Consider the following 23,938-nt stretch of genomic DNA (forward strand, 5'->3'; position numbering starts at 1 on the left):
TCCGCAATAGCTAAGAAAAAATATGGATATTGAAAAAACAAGACGTAATTTTACAACCATCAAGCGGGTTTTTGTACAAACTCAAAGATAAGTTTTTTTATTATTCCAATTTGTGATAACAGTTCAAAGCATCTCCAATTACGACAAAGCGCACCCCACTGCCATTACTATAGGCACTTTTGATGGTGTGCATATCGGCCACCGTAAAATATTGGAACGTCTCATAAATAATGCCAAAGTGCTGGAGCTGAAATCTACAGTGCTTACTTTTTTTCCCCATCCCAGAATGGTCCTTCAAAAGGATGTGTCTATTCGGCTTTTGAATACCATAGATGAGAAGATCAAAATTTTGGAGGAAATAGGTATAGATTATTTAATTGTTCACCCATTTACCAAAGAGTTTTCCCGATTATCGGCTACCCAATTTGTCCGGGATATTTTGGTCAATGATTTAAAGACAAAGAAAATCATTATAGGTTACGATCATAGATTTGGCAGAAATAGGAATGCCAATATAAATGATTTGATGGCTTTTGGGAATGCCTTGGATTTTGAGGTAGAGGAAATATCGGCCCAAGAAGTGGATGATGTTTCCGTAAGTTCCACAAAAATCAGGAGAGCATTGGAGGAGGGAGATATGAAAACGGCCAATCTGTATTTGGGATATAAATATATGCTGACGGGTACCATTGTAAAAGGAAAAGGTTTGGGGCGTAAATTAGACTTTCCCACGGCCAACTTATCCATTCCAGAGGAGTACAAGCTAATACCAAAGAATGGGGTCTATGTGGTGAGCAGTATTATGGACAATAAAACCGTTTATGGAATGATGAACATCGGTTTTAACCCAACGGTGGATGGCAAGGCGAAAAGCATCGAAATTAATTTCTTCGATTTTGATCGGGATCTATATGGAAAAAAAATTCAAATAGATATTATAGACCGCATAAGGGATGAGCAGAAGTTCGCTTCCGTTGATGCACTAAAGATACAGTTGAAAAAGGATCGGGAGACCTCCCTTTCCATAATCTCCAAGTAAATGTTGGATCGATTTCTTTTTAAGCAAATCGATAATAGTCCCCTCCTTATTTTTAGGATATTTTTTGGCATTTTGGTCAGTTTGGAATGCTACGGGGCCATTGCTACGGGTTGGGTCAAAAGAACCTTGATAGACCCGCAATTTACCTTCACTTTTATCGGCTTTGAATGGTTACAGCCACTACCTGGGCTAGGTATGTATTATTATTTTTTTGTGATGGGAACCCTTGGAGTTTGCATTGCTTTGGGGTATAAGTACCGTTATAGTATAATTGCTTTTACGCTGCTTTGGACAGGAGTTTATCTTATGCAAAAAACAGCTTATAACAATCACTATTATCTGTTGATACTGATTGCCGCTATAATGGCCTTTTTACCGGCTAATCGGAATTATTCCCTAGACGCCAGGAGTAATCCTAACCTTATGACCAATAAGATGCCGGCGTTTGTGAAATGGGTAATTGTTTTACAACTTTTAATCGTTTACACCTACGCCTCCTTTGCAAAGTTGTACGGCGACTGGCTGGATTTCAGTATTATAGAGATACTTTTTAAAAACAAAAGGGGCTACCCGGTAATTGGTGGACTCCTACAGCAACCTTTGCTTCATAGGATAGTAGGAATTTCAGGTATTCTTTTCGATTTATTAATAGTTCCTGCTCTTTTATGGAAGCCCACTAGAAAATTGGCTTTTGTGGTTTCAATTTTCTTTCACTTATTTAATTCCATCGTTTTTCAAATAGGTATTTTCCCGTATTTGGCACTGGCATTCTCCGTATTCTTTTTTGAACCGGAGGTGATTCGGAAAATATTTTTTAAACATAAGGAACCTTATAAGGAGGGTCAAGTTATTGTTCCTCCGAATAGAAAGTTCGTTTTAGCCATTATGTTCATTTATTTTCTAGTTCAATTGGGGCTGCCTATACGGCATTATTTTATAAAGGATGATGTTTTATGGACAGAGGAAGGGCACCGTATGAGTTGGAGAATGATGTTACGGAGTCGCACTGGAATTACGACGTTTAAAGTAGTGAGCAGTACAACCAAAAATTCGTTTTTGGTAAATTTGGACGATTATCTAACGAAAGCACAAAAAAATAAAATATCCTGTTATCCGGATTTTATGTGGCAATTTGCCCAACGCTTAAAACAGGAATACAAGGAAAAGGGCGAGGAAATTTCTATCTATGTTAATTCAAGGGTGAGCGTTAATGGCAAACCTTACCAGCAATTTATTGATCCAGATATAGATCTGGGCGAGGTAACCTGGAGCCATTTTAAACATAACGATTGGATATTGCCATCACCACCACAAGAATCGCAAAAAGGATCAAATGTATTGTTTTATTAGAATGGTTTGGCTCTATGGCATAATTGTAGGGGCATACCCCATGGGTCGCGAAGCATCACCAAATGGCTTCCATCTGCCTTTTTAATTTCCTCTACAAAACTGGCCCCTTTATCCAATAGCCTAATTTTATCTTTTTCAGCATTTTTGGACACAAATGCCATATGAAAGGTAAGCGGGTGCTTTGCCTTAAAATTTGTAATTTCTTCATCAGGTCTATGGTAAAGTTCCAGAATTACACGTCCGGAAGAATCTTCCAAAAAAGTCATGAAAGGAGCTTCAGTTTGTTCGCTCACCACTTTGAGTCCCACATTGGAAACGTACCAATCTTTAATATCCCTGATGTTTTTTACATTTAAGGCTAGGTGTTCAAAAACCATAATTTTTAGAATTGCATATTATATCTAGGCTAAAATTATGCCTAAAATCCGAAGATTAGGTTAAATTTGCACGATAAAATTTTAAAAAAATGTTGCAGTTACAGGCTATCCGTGAAGACAAAGTACAAATTGTAGAAGCTTTAAAAAAGCGTAATATTGACGCTCTTCCACTTATTGAAAATGTACTTCAATTGGATGAAAAACGACGATCACTGCAAGCTCGCCTAGACAATACCTTAGCAGAATCCAATAGTATATCCAAGGAAATAGGCGCCCTTTACAAAAGTGGTAAGGCGGCAGAAGCCAATGTTTTAAAGGAGCGTACAGGCAGTTTAAAGGAGGAGTCAAAAGAACTGAACGAGGAATTGACATCAACAGCTGCTGAACTTCAAACCCTGTTATACCAAATTCCAAATGTTCCCCATACGTCAGTTCCAGCGGGAAGCACAGAGGAGGATAATGAGGAGGTGTTTAGGGAAGGGGATATTCCTACTCTAAAAGAGGGCGCAATTCCCCACTGGGAATTGGCCAAGAAATATGATATCATAGATTTTGAATTGGGGGTTAAGATAGCCGGTGCTGGATTTCCCGTTTATAAAGGCAAAGGAGCCCGATTGCAAAGGGCACTCATTTCTTATTTTTTAGATAAGAATGCCGCGGCGGGATATAATGAAATTCAGGTACCACATTTGGTAAATGAAGCCTCTGGTTACGGTACCGGTCAATTGCCCGATAAAGAAGGTCAGATGTATCATGTTGGGGAAGATGACCTTTATCTTATCCCAACTGCAGAGGTGCCGGTAACCAATATCTTTAGGGATGTTATTTTGAACGAAAGTGACTTCCCGGTTACGCATACTGCCTATACCCCTTGTTTTAGAAGGGAGGCGGGGAGCTATGGTGCACATGTGCGCGGATTAAACCGCTTGCATCAATTTGATAAGGTAGAAATAGTACGTGTGGAGCATCCTTTAAAATCGTACGAGGCTTTGGACGGTATGGTAGAGCATGTTAAGAATATCCTACGTGAATTGAAATTGCCGTACAGGATCTTACGCCTTTGCGGAGGGGACTTAGGATTCACAGCCGCACTTACGTTTGATTTTGAGGTTTTTTCCACAGCTCAAGATCGTTGGTTGGAAATTAGCTCCGTTTCCAATTTTGAAACTTACCAGGCAAATAGGTTGAAATTGCGATACAAGGACGATAACGGTAAAAGTCAATTGGCACATACCTTAAATGGCAGCTCTTTGGCATTACCACGGGTTCTAGCTGGAATATTGGAAAATTACCAGACGGCAGATGGAATACAAATTCCTGAAGTTCTTGTTCCTTATACCGGTTTTGATAAAATAGATTAGGAATAAAAGGTTTAAAATGTGTAAGAATGGCCTAAAAGATAGTTGCCATTGGTGCTGTTATAGGTAATTCCCTTGTGTTTTTTGATAAAGGATAGTAGAATTATAGGAGCTGCCAACTCCGATAATGCATCTGCCAAGACACTCCATCCGTCATGTATATCCCCCTGCAGTCCGGTGTCGCCTGTAAACGCGCAAGGGCGCATTTTCCAATTAGGTAACTATGGATTGTTGTAAAGAAAGTTCGTCCTCTGCAATTAATAGTTTCATCAAAAAATAATAATATACAAAGTTAGATCTTAAATCTAAGGTGAATTTAAAGTTTTGGATTCTGATAATTCTTTGTATTGCCCTTAACACACACTTTATACATTCTACGTATCTTTGAAAAAAAGATCCCTTGCGACTACTTCATTATATTCTTTTATTAATCTGTTCCCAATCGCTGTTTTCTCAGGAAGACTTCTTGGCAAAACAGTATTTTGAGGATGGCGCCTATGATAAGGCAGTAGTGTTCTATGAGAAGTTGGTAGCCAAAAATCCAATGCGGACCGATTATGGGGAAGGCTTAATTGCCTGCTACCAACAATTGGAGCAGTATGATAAGGCAGAACAATTCTTGTTGAAGGCCGTGGATGGTCAAAATATTTATCCCACTATGCTCATAGAGTTGGGCTACAATTATACCTTGCAGGATTTGCCAGAAAAGGCAACTGAGTATTACAATGCCGCACTTCAAAAAATAAATGAAAATCCAAATTTTGGCTATGGTCTTGGATATAGATTTCAAAAATACGCTTTGTTGGATTATGCCATTAAGGCATATTCCCTCGCCATGGAGTTAAACCCGAAATTGGATTATAATTTTCAAAAGGCAAGAATCTATGGGGAGAAGGGGGACATAGAGCAAATGTATGATTCCTACCTAAAATTAATTAGTGAAGGAAAGGCTTCCCAGGCTAATGTACTTCGAAATATAAACGATTTTATTAGTTCTGATTCCGAAAATCCCAATAACATAAAATTTAAAAAAGTAGTACTCCAGAATGCCCAAAAAAACCCGGATATTCTGTGGAACGAATTGTTGAGTTGGCTTTTTGTTCAGCAAAAACAATATAAAAGTGCCTTTAGTCAAGAAAAAGCCATTTACAAAAGGGGAGGTGAAAATTCTTTACAACGACTACAGGGTTTGGGAAAAATAGCATTGGAAGAGCAGGAGATAGAAACTGCAAAGGAAATATTTGAATATATTTCACAAAATAGTGCAGATGCCGTGATGGCCTTGGATGCCCAACTAAGTCTAATAGATATAGATTTACTGGATGCTGATGATAAAGTACTGGAAAAGGTCCAAGGGAAATTTGATGCCTTACTGGGAATTCATGGTTATGAAATGGAAACCTTGCAGCTGCAAATTGCATACGCCAAATTTTTAACCTTTAATAAAAATACCGCGGAACCGGCCATTGAAATCCTACGACAGAGCTTGGAGCTGCCTTTGAATAATTATGGCAAATCCTATATTAAAAGCACTTTGGGCGATATTTTGGTATATGATCAAAAATTTAATCAGGCATTGATCTATTTTTCCCAAATACAGAAAGATTTAAAAAACGATGTCTTGGGCCAAGAGGCCCGTTTTAAGGTGGCACAAACCAGTTTCTACAAAGGGGATTTCGATTGGGCGCTGACTCAATTAAAGGTGCTTAGAGGTTCTACCTCCCAATTAATTGCCAATGATGCCATGCAATTGAGCTTGTTAATTTCCGATAACTCCTTGGAAGATTCTACCCAAACGGCTTTAAAAAAATATGCACGGGCCGACTTTTTGGCGTATCAAAATAAAAAGAAGGATGCCATTGGACTTTTAGAGGATATCCTCCAAAATCATAAAGGGGAGAAAATTGAGGATGAGGCGCTTATGAAACAGGCCCAAATTTTAACCGAATTGAAGGATTATGAAAAGGCAGAATTTAACTATCTTAAAATAGTGGAATTTTACGCTAACGATATTTTAGCGGATGATGCCAATTTCGCCTTGGCTGAATTGTATCGCAATATCTTGGACCTACCTGAAAAGGCAAAGGCTCATTATGAGAAAATTATCTATAATTATCAGGATAGTTACTATTTTCCACAAGCAAGAAAAAATTTTAGGATGCTGCGGGGAGACAGTATTAATTAGTTGTCCAAAAATCCTGACTTATTCTTAAACTAATATAAATATTCCCTCTCGGGAAAGTAAAGAAATAGCATGTATATATACAATGTTACTATTAATATTGAAGAATCGATCCAGAAGGATTGGTTGTCCTGGATGAAGGAAGTGCATATACCTGAGATGTTGGACACCGGAAAGTTTTCCAAGGCTCTGATGACCAAAGTGCTGGTGGAGGAGGAGATGGGGGGAATTACCTATTCCGTTCAATATACTACCGATTCCAAAGAAACGCTTCAAAAATATTACGAGGAAGATGCAGAAAGACTGCGTAAAAAAGTGATGGAACTCTTTGCAGGCAAGTTTGTTGCCTTTAGGACAGAGTTGGCAATCATAAGCGAACACTAATTGTATTACTTTATTACGCAGCACCATGAGCAAAAAAGGGAAAAAAGCATTTCATTCCAAAAAAGAGAAGTTTAATAGACCTTGGAAGGAGGAAAGCCCCGTAAAGGCTAAAAAGCATTTAGGCCAGCACTTTTTAAAAGATGAGTCTGTTGCCCGGCAGATTGGGGATACCCTAACCTTGAACGGATACCGAAATGTCATAGAAATAGGGCCTGGTACCGGGGTGCTTACCAAATACTTGTTGGAAAAGGATATCGATTTGGTGGCGATGGATCTGGATGAGGAATCCATAATTTACCTAAACCACAGTTTCCCTTTGGAACACAATAAGGTAATGCAACGCAAGGGGGAGTTTAAGGTTTTGGAGGCCGACTTTTTAAAATACGACCTATGGACCCTTTTTGGGGAAGAACAGTTTGCCATAACCGGTAATTTCCCGTACAATATTTCCACGCAGATTGTTTTTAAGATGTTGGAATTTAAAGATCAGATTCCGGAGTTTACTGGGATGTTTCAAAAGGAGGTGGCAGAAAGGATTTGTGAAAAGGAGGGAAGTAAGGCCTATGGCATACTTTCCGTATTGGTACAGGCCTTTTACGATGCGGAATATTTATTTACGGTATCTCCACAAGTTTTTGATCCTCCCCCTAAAGTTCAGTCGGGAGTGTTAAGACTCGTCAGGAAGTCCAATTTCCATTTGGAAGTGGATGAAAGACTGTTCAAACAGGTGGTGAAAGCGGCATTTAACCAACGTAGGAAGACGATTCGTAACAGTTTAAAAACTTTCAATCTTTCAGATGTTCTCAAAGAAGATGCTATATTTGGCCTTCGTCCGGAACAATTGAGCGTTGTGGACTTTATTTCGTTGACACAGAAGATAGCAAATGATACCATTTAAACTCACTGAGGATTATTTAGCTGAAATAGAGCAGCTAATAGACAGCAAGCAGGACGTGCAATTGGCCGCCCTGTTGGCTGAGGTGCATTATGCGGATGTGGCGGAAATCATCAATGAATTGGACGAGGATCATGCTACCTATCTAATTAAACTTCTCGATAGCGAAAAAACCTCGGAAACCCTTACAGAGTTGGATGTTGATGTGAGGGAAGCCATCCTTGCCAACCTTTCAGCAAAGGAAATTGCGGGAGAACTGGATGAGTTGGATACGGATGATGCCGCGGATATCATAGGAGAGCTGCCCAAAGCAATGGTCCAGGAAGTAATTTCCGAATTGGAGGACAGGGAGCATGCCAAGGATATTGTTGACCTGTTACGCTATGATGAAAATTCCGCTGGGGGACTTATGGCCAAAGAGCTGGTTAAAGTCAATGAGAATTGGAACGTACTTACCTGTGTAAAGGAAATGCGGGCACAGGCAGAAAATGTAACTAGGGTACATTCCATTTATGTGGTGGATGATGAAGGTAAACTTAAAGGCCGACTTTCTTTAAAGGATTTGCTGACTACGTCTACTAAGACCCATATCAGCGAAGTATATATTCCCAAGGTAGATGCCGTTAACGTAAATGAAAAACCGGAGGAAGTTGCCAAAATAATGTCTAAGTACGATTTGGAAGCCATTCCCGTTGTAGATGAAATTGGGAGGTTAGTGGGTCGTATTACGATAGATGATATTGTGGATGTTATTAGGGAAGAAGCGGAAAAAGATTATCAGCTGGCAGCTGGTATTTCTCAAGACGTGGAGGCGGATGACAGTATTTGGGACCTGACCCGTGCCAGATTACCATGGTTGTTTCTAGGCCTTTTGGGAGGTGTAGGAGCAGCAGCCATTATGGGGGGCTTTGAGACCCTGATGAGCGATTACGGTGTGCTTTTCTTTTTTACCCCGTTAATAGCTGCAATGGCCGGTAACGTTGGGGTGCAATCCAGCGCCATTATGGTCCAGGGTTTGGCCAATGACGATTTAAAAGGGAGTATTGCCGGTAGACTACTAAAAGAAATGTTGTTGGCACTGCTGAACGGAGCTGTATTGGCGACTATACTATTGTTTTTTACATGGATTTGGAAAGGTAGTTTTCTTACCTCCTTGGCCATTTCCATTTCCTTGATAACGGTAACCGTAGTGGCTGGGATCATTGGGACTTTTATACCCATATTTTTGCACAAAAGGGGCATAGATCCCGCCATTGCAACAGGCCCATTTATTACCACCAGCAACGATATATTCGGGATTTTGATATATTTTTCCATCGCCAAGGTAATATTGGGTATTTAGGGCACTCCACCTTCTTCGTCGGTGGCGGGCTTTCCGCGCTACATGGTAGCCAGCTTCAATCCCTAGTGCAAATACGTCCTGGAATTTATATTTAAACCTGAAAATAGTCCAGTTTCTTGTTTCCAGTAGCCATGCGGTCTTGTATCTTTGCCGTATAATATTTAGTTTATGAAAGTTCTCCACTTAGATGTAAATCACCCACTGATCATTGAGCAATTTAATGCCTTAGGGTTTCAAAATGATGAAGATTATACCTCCTCCAAAGAGCAGATTGAAAATAAAATCGGTGAATATGATGGTCTCATCATTAGGAGCAGATTCACTATTGATGAAGCTTTCTTGGATAAGGCCACCAACCTAAAGTTTATTGGTCGTTTGGGAGCTGGACTGGAAAATATAGACACTGAACATGCCAAACGATTGGGAATCTTTCTTGCAGCTGCGCCAGAGGGTAACAGAAATGCCGTAGGGGAACACGCTTTGGGCATGTTATTATCTCTATTCAACAAACTTAATAAGGCCGACAAAGAGGTTAGAAATGGCAAATGGGACCGGGAAGGTAACCGTGGTATTGAATTGGACGGTAGAACGGTAGGGATTATTGGCTATGGCAATATGGGCAAGGCCTTCGCCAAAAAGCTAAAGGGCTTTGATGTAGAAGTTATCTGTTACGATATTGTTGGGGGTGTAGGCGATGACAATGCCAGACAGGTTGGGATTATGGAATTAAGACAAAGGGCGGAGATACTAAGCCTCCATGTACCGCAGACCGACGCTACCAAGAATATGGTCAACGCCGAGTTTTTGAAAGATTTCAAAAACCCTTTGTGGTTGATAAATACAGCTAGGGGCAAATGTGTGGTAACAGAGGATCTTGTTGCCGCAATGAAAGAGGGCAAGGTACTTGGAGCCGGTTTGGACGTTCTTGAATATGAAAAGAAGTCTTTTGAAGATATGTTCAGTGAGTCGGAGCTGCCAGAGGCCTTTACCTATTTGGTCAATGCCGAAAATGTGCTGCTTACGCCACATGTAGCAGGTTGGACTGTAGAGAGTAAAATTAAATTGGCACAGACGGTGGTAGATAAGATAAAAGAAAAATTTTGTCAGGTTAGTGGTGTAAGGTAGCTTTTAAGTTTTTTCGGTCCATATGGATTGCCCTATATTTATGGAATTGTCGTAAATTCTAAAATTCTGGTAATTAAAATTGGACTATTATGAAAAATAGAGTTACAGGATTGGGCGGTTTTTTCTTTAAAACCAAAGACCCAAATGGTATTAAGCAATGGTACAATAAACACCTTGGACTTAATACCGATCAATATGGATGTACTTTTTGGTGGAAAGACAAGAAAGGTAACGATTGTTCTACCCAATGGAGTCCCATGAAAGAGGATACACCGTATTTCAAGCCTAGTGAATCCACATTTATGATGAACTTCAGGGTAGAGAATTTGGTGGAGCTGCTTAAGGTTTTGAAGGAAGAAGGAGTTACCGTAGTTGGTGAAATTAAGGAATACAATTATGGCAAATTTGGTTGGATTTTAGACCCTGATGGCAATAAATTGGAATTGTGGGAGCCCAATGATAAAGCGTTTCTTTGATTGGGAAATAATTGTTACATTTAGTACTATTATTAATCAACTTAAATACTACCATGTCAGAAGAAAAGAAGGATTTAGGAGATAAAGCCGAGGATGCTGCAAAAGGTGCTAAGGAATCGGCCAAGGAGTTTGCAAAAGACGCAAAAGAGTCTGCAAAGGAATTTGCAGAGGACACTAAGGACGCTGCCAAGGATTTTGGACAGGAAGCCAAGAAAACAGCAAATGAATTCAAGGAAGGTTTGGCAAGTGCAGGAGGGGATAATAAAAAACTGTTGGCCGGAATCCTGGCAATCTTGTTTGGATGGTTGGGAGTTCACAAGTTTATATTGGGATATCAAAAAGAAGGAATCATTATGGCTGCAGTCGGTGTGCTAGGCTGGTTTCTTTGTGGAATACCAACCATGTTGGTTTCTATAGTTGGTTTAATTGAAGGTATTATGTACCTGACAAAGTCGGATGAGGAATTCTATAATATCTATCAGGTGGGTAAGAAACCTTGGTTTTAAGAATAGTATAAAGTCGGATTTATTTGGTCTGACTTTATTTTTGTCCATATTTATCGTAATATTACGATAAATCGGATAGATCAGTTGTATGGTCTTGTCCTTATTGGTAATTTAATGGAAATACGAAAAATGACAAATAGTGATTGGCCGCGGGTAGCCCAAATATATCAGGAGGGCATGGATACGGGTTTTGCTACTTTTGAGAAAGAAGTACCCACCTTTCATATGTGGGACGCAGCACATTTAAAGATAGGTAGATTGGTGGCTGCCAGCGGGGAAACCATATTGGGATGGGCGGCACTTTCTCCTGTGTCAAGCAGATGCGTTTACGGGGGTGTGGCAGAAGTGAGTATCTATATAGCTCAGGAAAACAGAGGGCAAGGATTAGGGAAATTGCTTATGCAACAGCTAATTGTTGAAAGCGAAAAAGCGGGATTTTGGACCCTGCAATCGGGAATATTCCCAGAGAATAAAGGAAGTGTGGAATTACATCTCAAGATGGGATTTCGCTTTATTGGTAAAAGGGAACGCATAGGTAAGCGTGATAATGTCTGGAAGGATAATCTGCTGTTCGAAAGGAGAAGTGCCCTTGTAGGGCTTCATTAAGTCATTTTGGGCGGCAAAAAGCTCGCCTATTGGACAAAACTCTAGACTGGGCCTTCATCATCTTGTTGCCCCTCGGCCAACTTTCGCTCCAATTCAGCCTGAAACTCCTCCATAACAGGCTTTACGGTACTTTCAGGTAAATCGGCAATTTTAATATACATTAATCCGTCTACCGAATTGTTAAACAGTGGGTCTACGTTAAAGGCCACCACCTTGGCGTTTTGTTTAATGTATTTTTTGATCAAAACAGGAAGTCTTAAACTTCCCGGTTCCACTTCTTCAATCAGCCTGTCAAACTTATTAAGATCGGCTTCGCTTTCATCAAATATAAAATCCTTGTCGGCATCGTTGAGCTTAACCTTAAATTCCTTTTTGGGCCTAATATATTGCGCTACATAGGGATCCCAATAATTACTTTTCATAAACTCTATCATCAAGGACTTTGAAAAGTTGGAAAACTGATTGCTTATACTTACACCGCCAATTAAAAACTGATGGTCCGGAAAACGCAGGGTGGTATGTACAATACCTTTCCATAAAAGGAAAAGGGGCATTGGTTTTTGTTGATATTCCTTTATGATGTAGGCCCTGCCCATTTCTATGGATTTGGACATCATCCCATATAGTTCAGGCTCAAATCGAAATAGATCTTGTAAATAAAATCCGTCTATTCCGTGTTCCTCAAATATCTCGGAACCCATTCCCATTCGGTATGCTCCCACTATTACCTTTTCCTCATCGTCCCAAAGAAAGAGATGACGATAATAATTATCAAATTTATCCAGGTCAATGGAATTGTTTGTGCCTTCGCCTATGGCTCTAAAAGTAACTTCCCGTTGCCTGCCTATTTCTTTTAAAATAAAGGGCATATCAATTGCCTTGGCCAAGAAAACCTCGTAATTTTTGCTTTGTAACAGCCTGCAATCTTTTTCCCTTAAACGTTCAATTTCTTCTTGAATAACCTCCGTACGCACTGCTGTGGCAATCTTTCTTGGAGCTTTAGATATTTTTAAACTGGTAGGGATCTGGTCCAACAACCTTTCCTTTTCATAGGCATTGGAAAGCATATAGGTTTTACGGCGCAATAGATCGGCGAACTCGGCCAGATTTTCCTGTTCGTTCTGTGTCTGTACAGAAATGGGTTGCCCAATACGCACTTTTATGATCCTGTTTTTCTGGGTAGTAACTTCGGAAGGTAATTTAGCCGTCCGGAATACATCACTTATCTTGGACAAGCGATAAAATAACCTACTGTTTTTTGCATGAAAATAGATGGGGACCACGGGTACTTCGGCCCTGCGTATCAGTTTTAAGGCAGCTTCCTCCCAAGGCTTATCCACAATTAATTTCCCATCTTTATAGGTAGATACTTCTCCAGCAGGAAAAATTCCCAAAGGATGGCCGTCCCTCAAATGTTGCATCGCGTTCTTAAATCCTGAAATACTGCTTTTGGCATCCTTATGGTTCTCAAAAGGGTTAACAGGGAGAATATAGGGAGACATAGGCTCTATCCTATTCAATAAAAAGTTGGCAACAATCTTGAAATCCGATCTGTGGTTTAAAAGTAATTTTAGGAGCAGTACCCCGTCTATGCCGCCAAGGGGATGATTTGAGATGGTAATATAACAACCCTGTTTGGGCAATCGTTTAAAATCTTCCTCGGGAATCTCAAATTTTATTTGATAATGATCCAAAATTGCATCCAGAAAGGCAAGTCCTTCCAAATGTTTGTGGTCATCATAAAACCGGTTAATACTGGAAATTTTGGTTATCTTCATGAGCAACCATCCAATAAACGTTCCCAGAAAGCCGTATTTATCCAGATTAATAGCCTTGGCTACTTCCTTTGCGGTAACTAAACCCATGCCTTAGTGTAATTTGGTAGGGGCTAAGATAGGAAAATCGCTACAGCTATCCCGAAAATAACGCACCAACAAATTATTTCATTGCCTTATTGGACTACCAATTGTACTGTTTCCTTTCCTCGTTGTTCCAATAATATTTCTTTCCCTTTTTGGAGCGATGTTATGGCTTCAATATCAAAATGTCTTATGGTATATAAGGAAACACCTTCGTGGTGCACCACCTTAAACCTTCTTTTTAGGAGGTTCAACAGCTCCTCCAATTTACCAAATTTATTATCTACACATACCGAAAAGCTAATGGCCGAATTCTGGATCAGATCTACTTTCATCTGATGATCGTGGAGCATTTTAAAAAGTTCACTTATACTATCTTCCACAATAAATGAGAAATCCAAGGAGGATAGTTTCATTAGCACCTGGTTTTTCTTAACTATGAAACAGGGTACCTTAGGTTCTATTCCTATTCCTTTTCCTACGGTTGTGCCCTTGTCCCTAGGATTGATAAAGGATTTTACATGTAAAGGAATTTCCTTCCTCTGTAGGGGTTGTAAGGTTTTAGGGTGAATTACCGAAGCACCATAAAAAGCAAGTTCAATTGCTTCGCGGTAAGATATGTTGTTCAACAATTCTGTTTTTTCAAAATATCTGGGATCGGCGTTCAGCACCCCGGGGACGTCCTTCCAAATGGTGACCTCCTCCGCATTTAGGCAATAGGCCAATATAGCGGCGGTATAGTCGGAGCCTTCCCTTCCCAAGGTAGTGGTAAAGTTATTGTCATCACTACCCAAAAAGCCCTGGGTTATATTTAATTTACGCTTATCTATCTTTTCGGTAACATTTAATTGGGTTTTCTCCCAATTTACTATGGCATCGCGATAATCGTCATTGGTCTTGATCAAGGTCCTTACGTCCAACCATTGATTGGTGATACCAATTTCATTTAAATAGGCACTGAGAATGGTAGTGGATACCAATTCGCCATAACCTACAACCTGATCATAAATAAAACCATATTTAGGAGATTTATTCCAGACCAAAAATCCCTGTACTTCATCAAAAAGAGTTTTGACACTGGCAAAAACTGGGTGCTTGTCATTGGGAAATAGGTCATGCAGAATTGAATCGTGGTATTGAATAACGTCATGTACGGCCGAGGATAATTTCGATTTATCCTTGTAGTATGCGTTTACAACATCTTCCATTGCGTTTGTGGTCTTGCCCATTGCAGAAACTACCAACAAGGTATTTTCATGACCAACCTCCTTTAAAACTTTAACAACATTCTTTATACTGTCCGCATCTTTGACCGATGCTCCTCCAAATTTAAAAACCCTCATAGTTTATTTAAAAATTTTTGAATTCCTTTTTCGTCCAAATGAACTACATTCCAATCCCGCATAACCTTGGCACCTCTACTTTCGTAAAAGGCAATAGCTGGGTCGTTCCAGTCCAAGACCTCCCAATTAATGCGTTTAACGCCGAGATTATATCCGTGTTCCACTACCTTGGTCAACAAGGCGGCGCCTAATCCACTTCCTCTCATAGATTCGGTAACGATCAAATCTTCCAAATGAATAATTGGACCTTTCCAAGTGGAGTACCTGTTAAACAACAGGGCCATCCCTACCACATCCCCATCAGCTTCCGCTACATAGCAATGAAATAATTTGATGGTTCCAAATCCATCCCTCTGTAAATCTTCAACACTTACCTCCACGGCCATATCTTCCTTTTCGAAAACGGCCAACTCCTTGATCAATTTGTGCACTTGGGCCATATCCTTGGCTGCGGCATCTCGAATGATATACTTCATAATTGTTACAAATAAAACACAAAGTTATAAATTTAAAAAATCAATATATTACGAAAACGTTGTAGTTTCACAAATTAACCGATATTTGTGCTCAAATAAACAAAGCTTTCGTAATGCACAGAAAAAATACCACCCTGGGGGAATTCATTATTGAAAACCAATCCTCTTTCCAATATTCCTCAGGGGAGCTTTCAAAACTTATAAACGCTATTAGATTGGCGGCAAAAGTTGTAAACCACGAAGTTAATAAGGCAGGATTGGTAGATATCATTGGAGCTGCCGGGGATACCAATATCCAGGGAGAAGATCAACAAAAGTTGGACGTTTTGGCCAACGAAAAATTTATTCAGACTTTAATAAATCGGGAAATTGTGTGTGGGATCGCTTCTGAAGAGGAAGATGATTTTATTAGTATCAACAGTAGTGATAATAAACATCAAAATAAATATATTGTTCTGATTGATCCCTTGGATGGATCATCCAATATAGATGTGAATGTTTCCGTGGGAACTATATTCTCCATTTATAGAAGGGTTACGCCTATTGGCGCCCCTGTAGGCTTGGAAGATTTTTTACAACCAGGGAGGGCTCAGATTGCAGCTGGTTATATTGTATATGGAACTTCTACCATGTTGGTGTACACTACAGGTGATGGTGTAAATGGATTTACTTTAAACCCTGCCTTGGGAACTTTTTATCTTTCCCATCCCAATATGGAGTTTCCGGAAACGGGTAAAATTTACTCGGTAAACGAAGGTAATTATGTGCATTTTCACCAAGGTGTTAAGGATTATATTAAATATTGTCAGAAGGAGGAGGGAGATAGGCCCTATACTTCAAGATATATAGGTTCTTTAGTATCCGATTTTCATAGAAATATGATCAAGGGCGGAATCTATTTATATCCAAAGAGCAGTGTTGCGGCGGAAGGGAAATTGCGGCTACTCTATGAGTGCAACCCTATGGCATTCATTGCCGAACAAGCCAAGGGAAAGGCAAGTAATGGATTTGACCCAATAATGGATATAAAGCCCACGGAATTGCACCAAAGAGTGCCTTTCTTTTGTGGAAGCAGAAAAATGGTAGAAAAGGCGGAGGAGTTTATGCGGGCCTCAAAATAAGAAAAGGAGCTGCAGGCTCCTTTTCTTATTTAATAGTTAGAATATTGACCTAGTTTTTTAAAAGATATAAATAATCCTCAAAATCTATTTTTCCAGTAAAAATATCTATTGATCTTTTAATGATCAGATTGGCACTTTCAGACCTATATCCCAAACCAATGGCGTATTTGGTTATTAAGGCTCGCTCCTCCTCATCAATAACATTATCCACGAAAATAATTCTGAACAGATCGAACAATCTTTCCAGACGTTCTTCAGAACTGGCAGGTGGGTTAATGGGATATTTGTTGTCCGAATTCATAACCTCTTGGTATTCGGCTTCCGTAATATCTAGTTTATTGGCAAAACGGTCCAGTAATTCTTTTTCCTTGGTGTTTATTGCACCGTCAATAGCGGCTAAAGTGGCAATGGACGCAAAATGCGCTAAATTTCTTCTGTGCGTTCCTGTACTATATAAATCAACATAAGACATATTCATAAATTTTATTTATAACAAAGATAAATTTTTTAGAAAAGTTAAATTAGAAATTTCTTTAAATATTTCGTCGTCATTTCATTCCGATTCTAAAAAGGTACTAGCAATTCTATATGGGTAATCCGCAAATCACAATTTTTCTTTATCGCTTAATTTTTAATTTACACTACTTTATTGTTTTCTAGGGCATTATCATAAATAAAGTGCCATAATCAATTAGTTAAGATCTACTCAACTCTAATCCGTCCAATTTCACATATAAACTCTAAGATTAGGTCTGTAGTTGGTAAATTGCTTAAATATTATAAGGTTTTGAAAAGGATATTTTTTATTAATTGTGATATCTTTGGACTTATGCACAACATGATGGATTTTATTTTACCCCACTAGCCAAGCCAAAAGATGCCCTTAAAATTCTCCAAGAAAGTACTTGTTCTGCCCATATCCGTTTTTGTTGTCTTAATGACCGTGGTTTCCATTCTATGGAATAATTCTGTACAGGAGCAAAAAGGGCTTCTTATGGATGAAATTCAGCATACGGGATATTTGCGATTTAAGGAGTTTGTCTATACTGGGCAAAGTAGTGTTGTGGCACTAGAGAATTTAATGAGGCGTATTCAAATGTCCAAGGGGGAATATTTTAAGCATTGGGACAACGAAGCCGAACTCATTTTAAAACAAAATAATTCCTTTAAATTTATAGAATGGATCGATAGCTCTATGGTGATTAGAAAAATTACACCAATGGAGGGCAATGAGGCGGCTATTGGCCTAGACCTTTCAAAACATCCCAGGAGGGAGGAGTGGCTCCGACATGTGAAGGATTCGTCTACCAATATAACCTCTTGGGTCAAGTTGACCCAAAAAGGAGAGGCTTTTTTGTTGGATGTGCCGGTTTATTACGATGGTACTTTCCATGGTACCGTTACTGCAGGAATCGATTTTACGGATACGTTTGATCACTTGATGTCAGGAATGGATATGTATGCCATTGAACTCACTGACGATAAGGGAAAGGTGTTTTATTCCTTTAATACTCCCAATCCCAATAGTAGTAAGGATGGCTTGGTTTATAGTCAATCCTACTCCGTGGATGATGTTGATCAACAAATTTGGAATTTTACGATGACACCGAGTATAGTTGACCTTTATTCAGAGAAGAGGGAAACTATGATGATATTTTTTATTTTCGGTTTGGTATTGTCTCTGTTGACCAGTTCATTAATTTATTTCTATCAATCGTCAAGAAAAGAAAACATACGCTTTAGGGAATTAAATATTAAACTTAGGGATGCCAATGCCAGTTTAAAGACAGAGCGAATAAAAGCTGAAAAATCCTCCAAAGCAAAAACCGAGTTTGTGTCCAACATGAGTCATGAGATCAGGACCCCTTTGAATGCCATTTTAGGTTTTATAGAGGTTTTAAAAGAGTCTAAAATTGATAGTTCCCTAAAGGAATATCTCTCCTTGATGGATGTCTCTTCCAAAAAATTACTTTTGCTGGTGAACGATATTTTGGAGATTGATAAAATAGAATCTGGTCAGATAACCTTTAAAAAGGATGTCTTTTCCCCTTCTGAAGAACTTAGGAATATTATCAGTATCTATAAGCCCAGTATTGAGGCAAAAGGGCTTTATGTGCGTTCGGAAATCGATTCGGATACCAAAACCCACGTTATTGGCGACATTGGGAAGTTTGGCCAGATTCTCACCAATCTTTTAAGGAATGCCCTTAAATTTACCGAAGAGGGTGGAATAGATATTACGTACGAAGAACAAATATCAAACAACTACCTGAATATTAGCATCGGTTTAAAGGATACCGGAATAGGAATACCTAAAAGTAAACTCAAAACCATTTTTGACAGGTTTACCCAAATAGATTCCGGTATAACGAAAAGACATGAAGGTAGTGGTCTTGGGTTGTACATTACCTATCTTCTCATAGAATTGTTGGAAGGTCATATTGAGGTGGATAGTACGGAAAATGTAGGTTCGGAATTTATGATCTCTCTCAAATTCCCAATTACCGAGGTGCAACCGGAAATTAATGTTCCTGTTGCCAACGATATAGACTTAAGTGGTTTTAAGGTATTGATCGTGGACGATAATAAGATAAATGTGGTAGTCCTTAAAAAGACCTTGGATACCTTTGGAATTAACACCTATTGGGTTGGCAATGGAAAAGAGGCTGTAACGGCCGTGGCCGAAAACGAATACGATTTGGTCTTTATGGATATCCATATGCCGGAAATGGATGGTTTTGAGGCTACCGTGGAAATAAGAGAAACCAATAAGGACATTATTATTATTGGTTTCTCCGCAGATGTTACCAAGGAAACGATCCAAGGGGCCAAAGAGGTTGGAATGAACGACTATTTTACAAAACCTATTTCGTTTGATAAGCTTAGGCAGAATCTATCTAATTATCTGGTGCGGGTATAGTATGGTTCAATCGAGGTACTTTACCTATTTAGCAACCTTAGGGATTGAAACTTTTTTACCTTGGATCAAATTCTGAAATTTCTTCAAATATCACAGCGCCTAAACAGACTTTCCGCACCTTGGAAGAACAGACTGTTAACAATCTTATAACCTAATTTTAAAGTCATATCTAGCTAAAAATCAGCCTTAAATAGTAATCTTTGAATTTATTTTGATTTTCGCTGCATGAAAATTAGTTTTAGTTCAATTTCGATCTCGATGGTCAAATTCTTAATTCCTGGATCATGGTCCTTCATCTCTCCTGTTAAGTTTCAAATAATAAATCAACCAATTATTACTTTATGAAAAAAAGACCTGTGGAATTACTGGTTTTGTCCGATGTGCATTTGGGTACCTACGGATGCCAGGCCAAAGAATTGGTCAAGTATCTAAAATCGATAAAACCCAAAGAGGTGGTTCTAAATGGGGATATTATAGATATATGGCAATTTAGTAAACGCTATTGGCCAAAATCACATATGAAGGTGGTAAAGATTATCATGCAATGGGTTGCCGAAGGGATACAAGTGCATTATGTTGTTGGTAATCATGACGAAATGTTGAGGAAATTCCTGGGATTTAAGTTAGGCTCATTTAGTGTTGTAAACAAGGTGCTACTTGATGTCAATGGTCAGAAAGCATGGATGTTTCACGGAGACGTTTTTGATCTTACCATGCAGCATTCCAAATGGATTGCAAAATTGGGAGCTACAGGTTATGATATGTTGATTTTGCTTAATAGTGCAATTAACTTTTGTAGCAAGAAAATGGGAAAAGGCCCGGTTTCTATGTCCAAGAAGATAAAAAACAGTGTTAAATCTGCCGTCAATTTTATTAATGATTTTGAACAAATAGCGGCCGATATCGCAATTGAGAATAAATATGATTACGTGGTTTGTGGGCATATTCACCAACCCGAAATGAGAGAAATATCCACCCCCAAGGGTTCGGTTATGTATTTAAATTCAGGCGATTGGATCGAGAATTTAACTAGTTTGGAGTTTAATAATGGGGAGTGGAAATTGTACCATTATATGGATGATGTTTTGGTCATAAACAATGATGAAAATCTTATGGAGCACACGGAAATCCTGGATAAAAACCAGCTTTTTCAAAATTTGATGAAAGAATTCAAAATTCTGGCCGCAGGCGGGCATAAATGATTTTGTTACCTATGTCTTCCTACATAATAATAAGTATGCTATGAAAGTTCTATATGCCATACAGGGTACCGGAAATGGTCATTTAAGTAGGGCGCGCGATGTTATACCTGCACTACAGAGAAGAGGGTTGGAACTGGATATCCTCGTCAGTGGTATCCAAGCGGATATTCACATTCCCAACCCTATTAAATATCAGCTTAAAGGCCTTAGTTTTATTTTTGGAAAACAAGGCAATGTTAACTTATGGAGGACCTATATCAAGTCCAATGCTGCAAGACTGCAGAAGGAGATAAGGAGTATTCCAATAGAAGATTATGATTTGGTCATAAATGATTTTGAACCAGTGTCGGCCTGGGCCTGCAAATTAAAGAACAAGCCGTGCATAAGTTTTAGCCATCAGGCTGCTGTGCTTTCCCCAATGGCGCCCAAGCCGGAAAAAAATGATCTTATGGGAAAATTTATCCTAAAAAACTATGCACCCACAACCCAACAGTTCGGTCTACATTTTCAAGCTTACGAGGATAAAGTATACACTCCTATTATAAGACAGGATATTAGAAAAGCAGATGTTAAAGATGGAAATCATTATACCGTGTATTTGCCCTCTTATAGTGATGGCAGGATACTGAAAACCCTTTCCGAGATTCCCAATGTAAAATGGGAGGTATTTTCAAAGCATAACAAAGTAGAATTTTTTGGCAAGAATATTAGCATTCGACCCATAACCAATGAAGCTTTTGTTGGGAGTATGGTAGGTTCCAAGGGGGTATTGTGCGGTGCCGGTTTCGAAACACCGGCCGAAGCCCTGTACCTTGGAAAAAAAATAATGGTGATCCCCATGAAAGGCCAATATGAACAACAATGTAACTCTGCGGCATTGAAAGAAATGGGGGTTCCGGTTATTAAATCCCTTAAGAATAAACATTTGAATAAAATTAGGCATTGGATAGAAAGTGATGACAAAACAGAGGTAGATTATCCGGATATTACGGAACAGATTGTCCGCCAGATCCTCGAGGAAGTCGTTCTCGGATAAATCCGCCTTAGTTAGTAATTCTATGTCCAACATTTCAGACCATTTTAATTTGCAAGCAGGGGACTTTGGGGACAGTTTCGTTTGGGGCGTGTCTACAGCGGCTTACCAGATAGAGGGTGCCCATGATATACATGACAAAGGACCATCCATTTGGGACGAGTTTAGTTCGAAAAAAGGGAATACCTACAAAAATCAGAACGGTAAGGAGGCTTGCGAATTTTATCACAAATATCAGGAGGATATCCTTTTGATGAAAAAGATGAACATTAAACATTTTAGATTCTCACTGTCGTGGTCCCGGATACTACCAAAGGGAATTGGGACCATAAGTACACAGGGGATTGAATTTTATAATAATGTTATCAATTTTTGCCTGAAAAGTGGCCTGACGCCTTGGGTCACATTATATCATTGGGATCTTCCACATGCCCTTGAGGAAAAAGGAGGCTGGACCAATCGAGATATTTTAGGATGGTTTGAAGATTATGTAACAATTTGTGCCAAAAATTTTGGAGATAGGGTTAAAAATTGGATGGTTTTAAACGAACCAATGGTTTTTACCGGGGCAGGTTATTTTCTTGGGGTTCATGCCCCGGGGAAAAAGGGACTAAGAAATTTTTTGCCATCTGTACACCATGCCGTATTGTGCCAAGCAGCAGGAGGTAGGATTTTACGTAATTTGGTGTCAAGCGCCAATATTGGTACTACCTTCTCCTGTTCGCAAATTACCCCGTACCGAAATAATCGTCGAGATCATAGGGCAGCAGACAAGGCAGACGCCATGCTTAACCGACTTTTTATAGAGCCTTCACTAGGGATGGGATACCCTTGGGAGACCATCCCAGTATTGAAACAAATTAAACCCTATATAATGCCTGAGGATGCTAAACGTTCCGTTTTCGAATTCGATTTTATTGGGATTCAAAATTATACACGCGAAAAAGTAAGACACTCTTTTTTTGTTCCATACATAAAGGCCAGAATTATAAAAGCAAGTCGGCGGAAAGTGAGAACTACTGTAATGGACTGGGAGGTATATCCGCCCTGTATTTACAATATGATAAAAAGATTTAATGGCTACCCGGGGGTAAAAAAAATTATTATTACTGAAAATGGATCGGCTTTTATCGATAAAATAGAGGAGGGCACAGTGTACGATAAAGAAAGGCTTTCCTATTTACAGGCTTATCTTAAACAGGTACATAAAGCGAAGAGGGAAGGATTGAAAGTTGATGGGTATTTTGTGTGGACATTTACCGACAATTTTGAATGGGCAGATGGATATTTCCCCAGGTTCGGATTGGTATATGTCGATTTTAAAAATCAACAAAGAATAGTAAAATCGTCAGGAAAATGGTTTAGTGCATTTCTGGGCTGCAAAAAGATATATTTGTAATAGGGCTATCTGTAAGGTCCGGTTAGTTTGCTATTGTTTTTTATGGTAAGCTTATCGCCCTGCACCAAAACATGCATCAAAATACTGCATATAAAAAAACCGATGCGAACATCGGTTTGGAGTTGCTAACTCAAATCAAAAAATAAGAACGTATCCTGTATTAGGTTGCTGTAAAAATAGGGCTACAAGGTCATTGTTGGCGTTAAGGTAAGATAGTCAATTAGTTAGGTTAGTATTAATTATTAAACCATTTGCCATAAAGCAAGTCTAATTAAAAAATATATTACTTTAGTAGAGTGACAAGGATGAGTAATTCATGGTATATATCATTAAAAAACACTTTTTATTATGCTTAAAAAGATATTAATAGGCCTAGCCGTAATATTGGTTTTGATTCAATTTGTCCGCCCAGATAAAAATATTTCAGATGATAATACCTACGGGATATCTACTAAGTATAAAGTTCCTGAAGATGTTAATTATATCTTGGATGTCTCCTGTATGGATTGTCATTCCAATAAAACAGAATATCCATGGTATTCCAATGTTCAGCCGGTGGCCTGGTTTTTAAATGATCATGTGGTAGATGGCAAAAAACATTTAAATTTTTCAAACTTCACAAAGTTACCTTTGGCTATTCAGTATCACAAATTTGAAGAGATTGTGGAAATGGTGGAAGAGAAGGAAATGCCAATACCTTCATATACCTATTTTGGACTTCATCCTGAAGCCAATCTTACCCAAGGTCAACAGGACAAAATTATGGATTGGTCCAAGGCCCAAATGGCATATTTAAAGGCTACTTACCCTGCAGATAGTTTGGTCCGTAAACGTCGTACAAAAGCTGCTCCATCCAAATAAATTAGTTCATTAAGAATTAAAAGGCAACTATTGCCTGGCGTGCAGATGCAGGCCAACCTCTACTATAGAAAATATTTTTTCAAA

At 39.0% G+C, this 23,938-nt stretch carries 23 protein-coding genes; 17 read left to right on the top strand and 6 right to left on the bottom strand.

Features of this window, described 5'->3' with window-relative positions; genetic code table 11:
- Positions 1 to 112: 112 nt before the first annotated feature.
- Together MWU78_RS02370 and MWU78_RS02375 are read left to right on the top strand one after the other, a co-directional pair.
- Positions 113 to 1,039: a bifunctional riboflavin kinase/FAD synthetase gene (locus MWU78_RS02370; protein ID WP_246994586.1), complete on the top strand. Its 927-nt coding sequence runs from the start codon at positions 113 to 115 to the stop codon at positions 1,037 to 1,039.
- Entirely contained in the window at positions 1,040 to 2,389 is a 1,350-nt protein-coding gene (locus MWU78_RS02375; protein WP_246994588.1) for an HTTM domain-containing protein, read from the top strand.
- On the opposite strand, the gene MWU78_RS02380 is transcribed toward MWU78_RS02375, so the two are convergent.
- Positions 2,386 to 2,766 (bottom strand): VOC family protein, encoded by a 381-nt coding sequence (locus MWU78_RS02380; protein ID WP_246994590.1) that lies wholly within the window; start codon positions 2,764 to 2,766, stop codon positions 2,386 to 2,388. The two genes, MWU78_RS02375 and MWU78_RS02380, sit on opposite strands and share 4 nt — an antisense overlap.
- 89 nt (positions 2,767 to 2,855) lie before the next feature.
- Here MWU78_RS02380 and serS point away from each other — a divergent pair, with 89 nt between their 5' ends.
- Complete coding sequence (gene serS, locus MWU78_RS02385; protein WP_246994592.1) at positions 2,856 to 4,127, top strand: serine--tRNA ligase; 1,272 nt, start codon at positions 2,856 to 2,858, stop codon at positions 4,125 to 4,127.
- Positions 4,128 to 4,138: 11 nt separating this feature from the next.
- Here the strand turns inward: serS and MWU78_RS02390 are convergent, their stop codons facing one another.
- A complete protein-coding gene (locus MWU78_RS02390) occupies positions 4,139 to 4,330 on the bottom strand; it encodes a hypothetical protein (protein ID WP_246994594.1) in 192 nt (63 codons plus the stop codon).
- A gap of 194 nt (positions 4,331 to 4,524) precedes the next feature.
- Between MWU78_RS02390 and MWU78_RS02395 the strand changes: the two genes are divergently transcribed.
- The 8 genes from MWU78_RS02395 to MWU78_RS02430 all read left to right on the top strand — a co-directional run bounded on the left by MWU78_RS02395 (position 4,525) and on the right by MWU78_RS02430 (position 11,640).
- Complete coding sequence (locus MWU78_RS02395) at positions 4,525 to 6,309, top strand: tetratricopeptide repeat protein (RefSeq protein WP_246994596.1); 1,785 nt, start codon at positions 4,525 to 4,527, stop codon at positions 6,307 to 6,309.
- 69 nt (positions 6,310 to 6,378) lie between these two features.
- A complete protein-coding gene (locus tag MWU78_RS02400; protein ID WP_246994598.1) occupies positions 6,379 to 6,690 on the top strand; it encodes a DUF4286 family protein in 312 nt (103 codons plus the stop codon).
- A gap of 25 nt (positions 6,691 to 6,715) precedes the next feature.
- Positions 6,716 to 7,588: a 16S rRNA (adenine(1518)-N(6)/adenine(1519)-N(6))-dimethyltransferase RsmA gene (rsmA, locus tag MWU78_RS02405; protein WP_246994600.1), complete on the top strand. Its 873-nt coding sequence runs from the start codon at positions 6,716 to 6,718 to the stop codon at positions 7,586 to 7,588.
- Positions 7,575 to 8,927 carry a magnesium transporter gene (mgtE, locus tag MWU78_RS02410; protein WP_246994602.1) on the top strand — a complete coding sequence of 451 codons (1,353 nt, stop codon included), beginning with the start codon at positions 7,575 to 7,577 and terminating at the stop codon, positions 8,925 to 8,927. Before rsmA ends, mgtE begins: the two co-directional genes overlap by 14 nt.
- Before the next feature lie 168 nt (positions 8,928 to 9,095).
- Positions 9,096 to 10,052, top strand: coding sequence for a 2-hydroxyacid dehydrogenase (locus tag MWU78_RS02415; RefSeq protein ID WP_246994604.1), 957 nt, complete (start codon positions 9,096 to 9,098; stop codon positions 10,050 to 10,052).
- A gap of 89 nt (positions 10,053 to 10,141) precedes the next feature.
- Positions 10,142 to 10,528, top strand: a complete 387-nt coding sequence (locus MWU78_RS02420) for a VOC family protein (protein WP_246994606.1) — start codon at positions 10,142 to 10,144, stop codon at positions 10,526 to 10,528.
- Positions 10,529 to 10,581: 53 nt separating this feature from the next.
- Complete coding sequence (locus MWU78_RS02425) at positions 10,582 to 11,034, top strand: TM2 domain-containing protein (protein WP_246994608.1); 453 nt, start codon at positions 10,582 to 10,584, stop codon at positions 11,032 to 11,034.
- A gap of 114 nt (positions 11,035 to 11,148) precedes the next feature.
- On the top strand, positions 11,149 to 11,640 hold the full coding sequence (locus MWU78_RS02430) for a GNAT family N-acetyltransferase (protein WP_246994610.1): 492 nt from the start codon (positions 11,149 to 11,151) through the stop codon (positions 11,638 to 11,640).
- Positions 11,641 to 11,681: 41 nt separating this feature from the next.
- On the opposite strand, the gene MWU78_RS02435 is transcribed toward MWU78_RS02430, so the two are convergent.
- From MWU78_RS02435 to MWU78_RS02445, 3 genes are all read right to left on the bottom strand, one after another.
- Positions 11,682 to 13,505, bottom strand: coding sequence for a lysophospholipid acyltransferase family protein (locus tag MWU78_RS02435; RefSeq protein WP_246994612.1), 1,824 nt, complete (start codon positions 13,503 to 13,505; stop codon positions 11,682 to 11,684).
- Between the two features lie 86 nt (positions 13,506 to 13,591).
- Positions 13,592 to 14,842 (bottom strand): aspartate kinase, encoded by a 1,251-nt coding sequence (locus tag MWU78_RS02440; RefSeq protein WP_246994614.1) that lies wholly within the window; start codon positions 14,840 to 14,842, stop codon positions 13,592 to 13,594.
- A complete protein-coding gene (locus MWU78_RS02445; protein ID WP_246994616.1) occupies positions 14,839 to 15,318 on the bottom strand; it encodes a GNAT family N-acetyltransferase in 480 nt (159 codons plus the stop codon). The genes MWU78_RS02440 and MWU78_RS02445 overlap by 4 nt, the downstream gene beginning before the upstream one ends.
- Positions 15,319 to 15,431: 113 nt before the next feature.
- Here MWU78_RS02445 and fbp point away from each other — a divergent pair, with 113 nt between their 5' ends.
- Complete coding sequence (fbp, locus tag MWU78_RS02450) at positions 15,432 to 16,439, top strand: class 1 fructose-bisphosphatase (protein ID WP_246994618.1); 1,008 nt, start codon at positions 15,432 to 15,434, stop codon at positions 16,437 to 16,439.
- 49 nt (positions 16,440 to 16,488) lie between these two features.
- On the opposite strand, the gene MWU78_RS02455 is transcribed toward fbp, so the two are convergent.
- Complete coding sequence (locus tag MWU78_RS02455; protein ID WP_246994688.1) at positions 16,489 to 16,911, bottom strand: TerB family tellurite resistance protein; 423 nt, start codon at positions 16,909 to 16,911, stop codon at positions 16,489 to 16,491.
- 405 nt (positions 16,912 to 17,316) lie between these two features.
- Here MWU78_RS02455 and MWU78_RS02460 point away from each other — a divergent pair, with 405 nt between their 5' ends.
- The 5 genes from MWU78_RS02460 to MWU78_RS02480 all read left to right on the top strand — a co-directional run bounded on the left by MWU78_RS02460 (position 17,317) and on the right by MWU78_RS02480 (position 23,854).
- The gene (locus MWU78_RS02460) at positions 17,317 to 19,359 is read left to right on the top strand and encodes a response regulator (protein WP_246994620.1); all 2,043 of its coding nucleotides are present in this window, start codon (positions 17,317 to 17,319) and stop codon (positions 19,357 to 19,359) included.
- Positions 19,360 to 19,700: 341 nt separating this feature from the next.
- Positions 19,701 to 20,561: a UDP-2,3-diacylglucosamine diphosphatase gene (locus tag MWU78_RS02465; RefSeq protein WP_246994622.1), complete on the top strand. Its 861-nt coding sequence runs from the start codon at positions 19,701 to 19,703 to the stop codon at positions 20,559 to 20,561.
- Between the two features lie 40 nt (positions 20,562 to 20,601).
- Positions 20,602 to 21,597 carry a glycosyltransferase family protein gene (locus MWU78_RS02470; RefSeq protein WP_246994625.1) on the top strand — a complete coding sequence of 332 codons (996 nt, stop codon included), beginning with the start codon at positions 20,602 to 20,604 and terminating at the stop codon, positions 21,595 to 21,597.
- Between the two features lie 22 nt (positions 21,598 to 21,619).
- The gene (locus MWU78_RS02475; protein WP_246994627.1) at positions 21,620 to 22,993 is read left to right on the top strand and encodes a GH1 family beta-glucosidase; all 1,374 of its coding nucleotides are present in this window, start codon (positions 21,620 to 21,622) and stop codon (positions 22,991 to 22,993) included.
- Between the two features lie 348 nt (positions 22,994 to 23,341).
- Positions 23,342 to 23,854: a heme-binding domain-containing protein gene (locus MWU78_RS02480; RefSeq protein WP_246994629.1), complete on the top strand. Its 513-nt coding sequence runs from the start codon at positions 23,342 to 23,344 to the stop codon at positions 23,852 to 23,854.
- The last annotated feature ends 84 nt before the right edge of the window (positions 23,855 to 23,938 follow it).

This window comes from Arenibacter sp. F26102 (genome assembly GCF_023015865.1).
GTDB lineage: Bacteria > Bacteroidota > Bacteroidia > Flavobacteriales > Flavobacteriaceae > Arenibacter.

What these genes read in the sequence shown, in the direction of transcription:
- MWU78_RS02375 (WP_246994588.1), top strand. Translation starts at nt 1,040, where the DNA reads ATGTTGGATCGATTTCTTTTTAAGCAAATCGATAATAGTCCCCTCCTT.
- MWU78_RS02380 (WP_246994590.1), bottom strand. Translation starts at nt 2,766, where the DNA reads ATGGTTTTTGAACACCTAGCCTTAAATGTAAAAAACATCAGGGATATT.
- serS (WP_246994592.1), top strand. Translation starts at nt 2,856, where the DNA reads ATGTTGCAGTTACAGGCTATCCGTGAAGACAAAGTACAAATTGTAGAA.
- MWU78_RS02390 (WP_246994594.1), bottom strand. Translation starts at nt 4,330, where the DNA reads ATGCGCCCTTGCGCGTTTACAGGCGACACCGGACTGCAGGGGGATATA.
- MWU78_RS02400 (WP_246994598.1), top strand. Translation starts at nt 6,379, where the DNA reads ATGTATATATACAATGTTACTATTAATATTGAAGAATCGATCCAGAAG.
- rsmA (WP_246994600.1), top strand. Translation starts at nt 6,716, where the DNA reads ATGAGCAAAAAAGGGAAAAAAGCATTTCATTCCAAAAAAGAGAAGTTT.
- mgtE (WP_246994602.1), top strand. Translation starts at nt 7,575, where the DNA reads ATGATACCATTTAAACTCACTGAGGATTATTTAGCTGAAATAGAGCAG.
- MWU78_RS02415 (WP_246994604.1), top strand. Translation starts at nt 9,096, where the DNA reads ATGAAAGTTCTCCACTTAGATGTAAATCACCCACTGATCATTGAGCAA.
- MWU78_RS02420 (WP_246994606.1), top strand. Translation starts at nt 10,142, where the DNA reads ATGAAAAATAGAGTTACAGGATTGGGCGGTTTTTTCTTTAAAACCAAA.
- MWU78_RS02425 (WP_246994608.1), top strand. Translation starts at nt 10,582, where the DNA reads ATGTCAGAAGAAAAGAAGGATTTAGGAGATAAAGCCGAGGATGCTGCA.
- MWU78_RS02430 (WP_246994610.1), top strand. Translation starts at nt 11,149, where the DNA reads ATGGAAATACGAAAAATGACAAATAGTGATTGGCCGCGGGTAGCCCAA.
- MWU78_RS02435 (WP_246994612.1), bottom strand. Translation starts at nt 13,505, where the DNA reads ATGGGTTTAGTTACCGCAAAGGAAGTAGCCAAGGCTATTAATCTGGAT.
- MWU78_RS02440 (WP_246994614.1), bottom strand. Translation starts at nt 14,842, where the DNA reads ATGAGGGTTTTTAAATTTGGAGGAGCATCGGTCAAAGATGCGGACAGT.
- MWU78_RS02445 (WP_246994616.1), bottom strand. Translation starts at nt 15,318, where the DNA reads ATGAAGTATATCATTCGAGATGCCGCAGCCAAGGATATGGCCCAAGTG.
- fbp (WP_246994618.1), top strand. Translation starts at nt 15,432, where the DNA reads ATGCACAGAAAAAATACCACCCTGGGGGAATTCATTATTGAAAACCAA.
- MWU78_RS02455 (WP_246994688.1), bottom strand. Translation starts at nt 16,911, where the DNA reads ATGTCTTATGTTGATTTATATAGTACAGGAACGCACAGAAGAAATTTA.
- MWU78_RS02460 (WP_246994620.1), top strand. Translation starts at nt 17,317, where the DNA reads ATGCCCTTAAAATTCTCCAAGAAAGTACTTGTTCTGCCCATATCCGTT.
- MWU78_RS02465 (WP_246994622.1), top strand. Translation starts at nt 19,701, where the DNA reads ATGAAAAAAAGACCTGTGGAATTACTGGTTTTGTCCGATGTGCATTTG.
- MWU78_RS02470 (WP_246994625.1), top strand. Translation starts at nt 20,602, where the DNA reads ATGAAAGTTCTATATGCCATACAGGGTACCGGAAATGGTCATTTAAGT.
- MWU78_RS02475 (WP_246994627.1), top strand. Translation starts at nt 21,620, where the DNA reads ATGTCCAACATTTCAGACCATTTTAATTTGCAAGCAGGGGACTTTGGG.
- MWU78_RS02480 (WP_246994629.1), top strand. Translation starts at nt 23,342, where the DNA reads ATGCTTAAAAAGATATTAATAGGCCTAGCCGTAATATTGGTTTTGATT.